Genomic DNA, 6,588 nt, shown 5'->3' with positions numbered 1-6,588 from the left:
TTGTGGTTGCTCGCGCAGTTCCCCGCGCCCCTGGACCGGCTCCCGTTCGTTGGCCGACGCGGGTCCGTTTCCCGCGGCCCTGGGGTGGGTTCCCCCCGCTGGCCGGCGCGGGTCCGTTTCCCGTGGCCTAGGCCTGGGCGGGCTCGGTTCGTTGGCTGGTGCGGGTGGGGGCTCCGATCCCCAACGGGCGAGTGTGAACTGCGGGGCGGAGGTGGTGCTCCTAATGTGGCGGTTAGTCAGGTTCGTTCCCTTTCTGGAGGAGCCCCCATGGCCCTGCGGTCCCCGTACACTCGAATCGCCGTAGCGCTCGCCGCCGGTGGCATGGTCGCCCTCGCGGCGGCCGGTCCCGCTCTCGCCGACGGTGAGGGGAAGCCCGGCAACGGCAACGGCCGCCCGTCGAACAGCACCGCGAACACCACCGCGAACACCACCGCGAACAGCAGCGTGAACAGCACCGCCAACGGGCGTGGCGACGGCCGCCAGGACAGCAACCCCCGCCAGTACAAGGGCCGGATCACCGCGCGCGGCGGGCTCGCCCTGCGCAGCGCCCCCAACCGCGGCAGCCGGCTGATCCGGGTCGCGCGGCAGGGCGAGATCGTCTCGATCTACTGCAAGACGCCGGGCCAGAACGTGGACGGCAACCCGCTCTGGTACCTGCTCACCGACGGCACCTGGGCCTGGGGCGCCGCCCGCTACATCGACAACATCGGTCCGGCGCCCCGCTGGTGCTGACGTTCCGTCACCCTCCCAGGTGAACCGGAATGGCCGGTTTGTCAGCTCATAACGGGACATCAGGTCGGCCGCTTGCTACGTTCCGGACATGACCCAGCCCGGATTGTCCGGAACGGCCGTGGCGGTGGAACCGGCCCCTCCCGCGGTGCGCCCGCCCAGGCGCCGGGGTATCGAGTTCACCCTCCTCGTCCTCGCCGTCCTGCTCAGCGTGTACGGGTACTGCGCTGTCGGTCTCGCCAAGAACGGCACGGTCCCGCCCGGCGCCGCCGGTTACGGCGCCGGGCTCGGGGTGCTCGCGCTCCTCGCCCATGTGGCCGTCCGCCTCCGGGCCCCGTACGCCGATCCGCTGCTGCTGCCCATCGGCGTCCTCCTCAACGGGCTCGGTCTGGTGCTGATCTACCGGCTGGACCTGGAGACCGCCGACGACCAGGCGGCGCCGATCCAGCTCGTCTGGTCGACGCTCGGCGTCACCTTCTTCATCGTCGCCGTGCTCCTCCTGCGCGACCACCGGGTGCTCCAGCGCTACACCTACGTCTCGGTGGTCAGCGCGCTCGGCCTGCTCGTGCTGCCGATCTTCTTCCCCGCGGTGAACGGCGCCCGCATCTGGATCAGGATCGCCGGGTTCTCCATCCAGCCGGGCGAGTTCGCGAAGGTGCTGCTGGCGGTGTTCTTCGCCGGGTACCTCGCCGCCAACCGCAACGCGCTCGCGTACAGCGGCCGGCAGATCTGGCGGTTCCGGCGGCTCCAGCTCCCCACCGGCCGGGTGCTCGGCCCGATCGTGGCGATCTGGCTGCTGAGCGTGCTCGTCCTGATCCTGGAGCGGGACCTCGGCACCTCGCTGCTGTTCTTCGGACTGTTCGTGATCATGCTGTACGTCGCCACCGGCCGCACCGGCTGGATCGCGGTCGGGCTGCTGCTGGCCTGTGTGGGCGCGATGGCGGTGGGCCGGCTGGAACCGCATGTGCACGGCCGGGTGGCGGACTGGCTCGACCCGTTCGCGTCGATCACCGCCGGGGACGGGCCGAACCAGCTCGCGCAGTCGCTGTTCGCGTTCGCCTCCGGCGGGCTGCTCGGCACCGGTCTCGGGCTCGGCCACTCGATCCTGATCGGGTTCGCCGCCAAGTCGGACTTCATCCTCGCGACCGCCGGCGAGGAACTGGGCCTGGTCGGCCTGTCGGCGGTCTTCCTCCTCTACGCGCTGCTGGTGGAACGCGGCTACCGCGCGGGCCTGTCGGTGCGCGACCCCTTCGGCCGGCTCCTCGCGATCGGGCTCGCCTCGATCGTGGCGCTCCAGGTCTTCGTCATCGCGGGCGGGGTGACCGGCCTGATCCCGCTGACCGGCATGGCGATGCCCTTCCTCGCGCAGGGCGGCTCCTCGGTCGTCACCAACTGGATCATCGTGGCGCTGCTGATCCGGATCAGCGACAGCGCCCGCGGGCAGTACGACGGGACGGAGCCCTCGTGACCAAGTACATCCGGCGGGCCGTCGGGCTGTGCGCGGTGCTGCTGGTGGCGCTGCTGGTGAACGCCGCCCGCGTCCAGGTCGTCCAGGCCCCGTCCTACGACGGCAACCCGGCCAACCGCCGCCAGGCGATCGCCCGTTACGGCCAGCCGCGCGGGGACATCGTGGTCGACGGCCGGACGGTCACCGGCTCCAAGGACACCGGTCAGCAGCTCCGCTACGAACGCACCTACCGGGACGGCCCGTTGTACGCGCCGGTCACCGGGTTCGCCTCGCAGGTGTACGGGACGACGCTGCTGGAGGGCACCGAGGACGGCGTGCTGTCCGGCGCCGACCCGGTGCTCGACCCGTTCCCGCTGTGGAACGACTTCACCCGGGCCCGCAACCCCGGCGGCACGGTGGTCACCACGCTCAACGGGGCGGCGCAGCGGGCGGCGTTCGAGGGCCTCGGGGCACGGCGGGGCGCGGTCGCCGCGATCGAGCCGTCCACCGGGCGCGTCCTGGCGCTGGTCTCCACCCCGTCGTACGACCCGGGGGTGCTGTCGGGGACGGGCCCCGAGGTGTCGAAGGCGTGGGAGCGGCTCAACGCGCTGGACGACAAGCCGATGCTCAACCGGGCGATCCGGCAGACGTATCCGCCGGGGTCGACGTTCAAGGTGGTCACCGCGGCGGCGGCGCTGGACGCGGGGGTGGTGGACGACGTGGACGCGCCGAGCAGCTCACCGGACCCGTACCGGCTGCCGGGCACGACGACGCGGCTCACCAACGAGGTGGAGGGGTGCGAGGACGCCTCGCTGCGGTACGCGTTCACCTGGTCCTGCAACACGGTGTTCGCGAAGCTGGGGGTGGACGTCGGGCTCGACGCCATGACGCACACGGCGGCGGGCTTCGGCTTCAACGACCGCAAGCTGCGCATCCCCTTCGCGGTGGCGCCGAGCAACTTCGATCTGCGGCTGGACAAGGCGCAGTTGGCGTTGTCGTCCATCGGCCAGTTCGACACCCGGGCGACCCCGCTCCAGATGGCGATGATCTCGGCGGCCGTCGCGGGTGACGGTACGGTCCGCAGGCCCTACCTGGTGGAGCGGACGGCCCGGCGCGGTGGCGGGACCCTGAACACGACCGCCCCGCGGACCCTGCACCAGGCGATGACCGCGTCGACGGCCCAGCGCGTGCGCGAGCTGATGACCGACGTGGTGGAGAAGGGCACGGGGACGGTGGCCGCCATCCCCGGTGCCACCGTCGGCGGCAAGACCGGCACCGCCCAGCACGGCATCGGCAACGCGGGCACCCCGTACGCCTGGTTCATCTCCTGGGCCCGGCCGGACGACTCGATGCAGCCGGCGGTGGCCGTGGCGGTGGTGGTCGAGGACGCGGCGGCGAACCGGGGCGACATCAGCGGCGGCGGTTTCGCGGGCCCGATCGCCCGGTCGGTGATGGAAGCGGTCCTGAACACGCTTGACCGCGGGGGCCGTTGAACGCCGGTGGCCTTACGACTGAACCGTTGAATCCCGGTGCCCCTCACGACTGAACCCTCGAAGCCCGGCGGCCCTCACGACTGAGGCCTTGAACCCCGGTGGCCCTCACGGCCGAACCCCGGTCGGCCCTCCCCTCTCGCCCCGTGAGACGCGGGTATGCCCGCCGTTCGCGGTGGCCTACCGTTCGGGCATGACCTCGCCGACCGCCGCGCACGAACTCGCCCAGGTGAACATAGCCCGCCTCAAAGCCCCGCTGGATTCACCGCAGTTGAAGGATTTCGTCGACGCGCTGGACCCGGTGAACGCCGTCGCGGACGCGTCCGACGGGTTCGTCTGGCGGTTGCAGAGCGACTCCGGCAACGCCACCGACGTACCGGTCCTCGGCGACGACTGGCTGATCGTCAACCTGTCCACCTGGCGCGATCCGAACGCCCTGACGGCGTTCATGTACCAGGGGCAGCACCGCGAGCTGCTGTCCCGGCGGCGGGACTGGTTCGAGCGGCTCGCGGAGGCGGCGACCGCGCTGTGGTGGGTGCCGGCCGGTCACCGCCCGACGGTCTCGGAGGCCGAGTCCCGGCTGCTGCACCTGCGCGAACACGGCCCGACGCCGCACGCGTTCACCCTGCGGACCTCGTTCCCGCCGGTGGCGCCGGCCGAGCGGTAGCGGCAAGCGCTGACGACAGACGGCAGCGGCAGAAGGCAGAGGGCAGACAGCAGACGGCGGACGGGCGGCTCTAGAGCGCGCCCGGCACCAGTTCCCGGCGGCGCAGCCAGTCGGCGCTGACGCCCCGGACCCCGGTGCGCGCGGCGACGACCCCGCCGGTGATCGCGCAGGTGGTGTCGACGTCGCCGAAGCCCTCGGCGGTGCTCCACAGGGCCTCGGTCAGGTCGGTGGCGTGCCGGGCGGCGCACCACAGGGCGAAGGGCACGGTGTCGTCGGCGCGGATGCGCTTCCCGTTGCCGAGGAGGTCGGAGGCCTTTGCGAGCGGGGTGTCGAACGGGAGGACGGCAGCCCTCTCGACGCCGTCCCGTACGGCGCTCGGCGGGGTGGCGGCGGCGACGGCGGCGAGGTCCTGGCCGCCGCGCGCGGACAGCGCGGCGGCGGTGGCGACCGCGATCGCGCCGGCCACGCCCTCCGGGTGGGCGTGGGTCACCTCGGCCGACAGCGCGGCCTGTTCGGCGACGGCGGGCAGGCTGGCGTGGAACCAGGCGCCGAGCGGGGCGACCCGCATCGCCGCGCCGTTGCCGAGGCTGCCCTCGCCGCCGAACAGGGCGCGCGCCAGCTCCGGCCAGCGGTGCGGCTCCTGGAGCAGCCGGGGCAGCAGCTCGTGCATGCCGTGGCCGTAGCCGCGGGCGGGGTCCGCGTCGTAGCCGAGGGCGAAGGCCTGGGCGAGTTCCGTCTGCCGGATCTCCCCGTGTTCGTCGAGGACGCGCAGGACGCCGAGCGCCATCGCGGTGTCGTCGGTCCAGTGCCAGGTGTGCTCCTCGGGGGTGCGCCGGGCGCGGATCTCCTCGTACGCCTGGACGCGGTCCCGGAAGAGGGGGAACCAACGCTCGCCGAAGGCGTCGCCGAGGGCCAGGCCTTCGAGGCTGCGGCGGGCGGCGGGTCGGTCGGCGGGGATCGGCGGAGTCATGGGGCCGATGATGCCGGTCGCGGGGGCCGGTCGCGCGGTGGTTTTCGTCCGCCGGCGCCGGCGTGTCGCGGAGGCTCGGGTACCGCTTGCGCCAACTGGTCGCGCACAGGGGATTGACGAGCTTGCTGACAAGCAGTCTCATAAGTTGTGACCGCCGGTAACCCGCGCAGATCCCGTACGACGAGGTGGAAACAGTCATGACGACGGTGACCGAAGCCGAGGTGCTCCGAGACGCCCTCGGCCTGCTCAAGGACCGGGAGCAGGTGGCCGAGCGGCTCCTCGACTCCTCCGCCAAGCACTCCTTCGACCCCGACAAGGAGCTGGACTGGGACGCCCCCTTCGAGGAGGGCAAGTGGTTCTGGCCGCCCGAGCTGGTGTCCCTGTACGACACCCCGCTGTGGCGCCGGATGAGCGAGGAGCAGCGGATCGCGCTGTCCCAGCACGAGGCGGCGGCGCTGGCCTCGCTGGGCATCTGGTTCGAACTCATCCTCATGCAGCTCCTGGTGCGGCACGTCTACGACAAGGCGGCGACGAGCGCGCACGTGCGCTACGCGCTGACCGAGATCGAGGACGAGTGCCGGCACTCGAAGATGTTCGCCCGGCTGATCACCCGGGGCGGCACCCCGTACTACCCGGTGAGCCGCACGCACCTGAACCTCGGGCGGCTCTTCAAGACGATCTCCACGACGCCGGGTTCGTTCACGGCGACGCTGCTCGGCGAGGAGATCCTCGACTGGATGCAGCGGCTGACGTTCCCGGACGAGCGGGTGCAGACCCTGGTCCGGGGCGTGACGCGCATCCACGTCGTGGAGGAGGCCCGGCACGTGCGGTACGCCCGCGAGGAGCTGCGCCGTCAGATGGTCACGGCGCCGCGCTGGTCCCAGGAGTTCACCCGGATCACCTCCGGCGAGTTCGCCCGGGTCTTCTCGGTGGCCTTCATCAACCCCGAGGTGTACACGAACGTCGGCCTCGACAAGCGCGAGGCGATGGCCCAGGTCAAGGCGAGCGGCCACCGCCGCGAGGTCATGCAGACCGGCGCGGGCCGGCTGACGGACTTCCTGGACGACATCGGCGTACTGCGCGGGGCGGGCCGGCGGCTGTGGAAGTCGTCGGGGCTGCTGGCCTGAGCGGGGACGACGAGGGGCCGGCCCCCGGGGGCCTGCCCGCAGTCGCCAGACCCGTGTGCCGGTCCGCAGTCGCCAGACCCGTGTGCCGGTCCGCAGTCGCCAGACCCGTGTGCCGGTCCGCAGTCGCCAGACCCGTGTGCCGGTCCGCAGTCGCCAGA

General features: G+C 72.3%; 6 protein-coding genes. 5 read left to right on the top strand and 1 reads right to left on the bottom strand.

All coding sequences use genetic code 11. From position 1 onward, the window contains the following. Positions 1–267: 267 nt before the first annotated feature. The 4 genes from AB0912_RS19445 (at position 268) to AB0912_RS19430 (ending at position 4,333) form a co-directional block, all read left to right on the top strand. Positions 268–732: an SH3 domain-containing protein gene (locus tag AB0912_RS19445; RefSeq protein WP_366701256.1), complete on the top strand. Its 465-nt coding sequence runs from the start codon at positions 268–270 to the stop codon at positions 730–732. A gap of 88 nt (positions 733–820) precedes the next feature. Next, entirely contained in the window at positions 821–2,197 is a 1,377-nt protein-coding gene (locus tag AB0912_RS19440) for an FtsW/RodA/SpoVE family cell cycle protein (protein ID WP_366701254.1), read from the top strand. Beyond that, on the top strand, positions 2,194–3,669 hold the full coding sequence (locus AB0912_RS19435; RefSeq protein ID WP_366701252.1) for a penicillin-binding transpeptidase domain-containing protein: 1,476 nt from the start codon (positions 2,194–2,196) through the stop codon (positions 3,667–3,669). Before AB0912_RS19440 ends, AB0912_RS19435 begins: the two co-directional genes overlap by 4 nt. 190 nt (positions 3,670–3,859) lie before the next feature. Further along, the gene (locus AB0912_RS19430; protein WP_366701250.1) at positions 3,860–4,333 is read left to right on the top strand and encodes a DUF3291 domain-containing protein; all 474 of its coding nucleotides are present in this window, start codon (positions 3,860–3,862) and stop codon (positions 4,331–4,333) included. A 70-nt stretch (positions 4,334–4,403) separates the two neighbouring features. Here AB0912_RS19430 and AB0912_RS19425 read toward each other — a convergent pair whose 3' ends face one another. Beyond that, on the bottom strand, positions 4,404–5,303 hold the full coding sequence (locus tag AB0912_RS19425; protein WP_366701248.1) for an ADP-ribosylglycohydrolase family protein: 900 nt from the start codon (positions 5,301–5,303) through the stop codon (positions 4,404–4,406). A 197-nt stretch (positions 5,304–5,500) separates the two neighbouring features. On the opposite strand from AB0912_RS19425, the gene AB0912_RS19420 reads away from it, so the two are divergent. Continuing rightward, entirely contained in the window at positions 5,501–6,430 is a 930-nt protein-coding gene (locus AB0912_RS19420; protein WP_366701246.1) for a diiron oxygenase, read from the top strand. The last annotated feature ends 158 nt before the right edge of the window (positions 6,431–6,588 follow it).

It is taken from the genome of Streptomyces sp. NPDC007084 (assembly GCF_040703595.1).
In the GTDB taxonomy this organism is placed as follows: domain Bacteria; phylum Actinomycetota; class Actinomycetes; order Streptomycetales; family Streptomycetaceae; genus Streptomyces.
The sequence above is the reverse complement of the archived record's forward strand: the minus strand, read 5'-3'. Positions and strand labels throughout refer to the sequence as shown.

Coding starts and splice junctions, on each gene's coding strand:
- AB0912_RS19445 (WP_366701256.1), top strand. CDS start 268: ATGGCCCTGCGGTCCCCGTACACTCGAATCGCCGTAGCGCTCGCCGCC.
- AB0912_RS19440 (WP_366701254.1), top strand. CDS start 821: ATGACCCAGCCCGGATTGTCCGGAACGGCCGTGGCGGTGGAACCGGCC.
- AB0912_RS19430 (WP_366701250.1), top strand. CDS start 3,860: ATGACCTCGCCGACCGCCGCGCACGAACTCGCCCAGGTGAACATAGCC.
- AB0912_RS19425 (WP_366701248.1), bottom strand. CDS start 5,303: ATGACTCCGCCGATCCCCGCCGACCGACCCGCCGCCCGCCGCAGCCTC.
- AB0912_RS19420 (WP_366701246.1), top strand. CDS start 5,501: ATGACGACGGTGACCGAAGCCGAGGTGCTCCGAGACGCCCTCGGCCTG.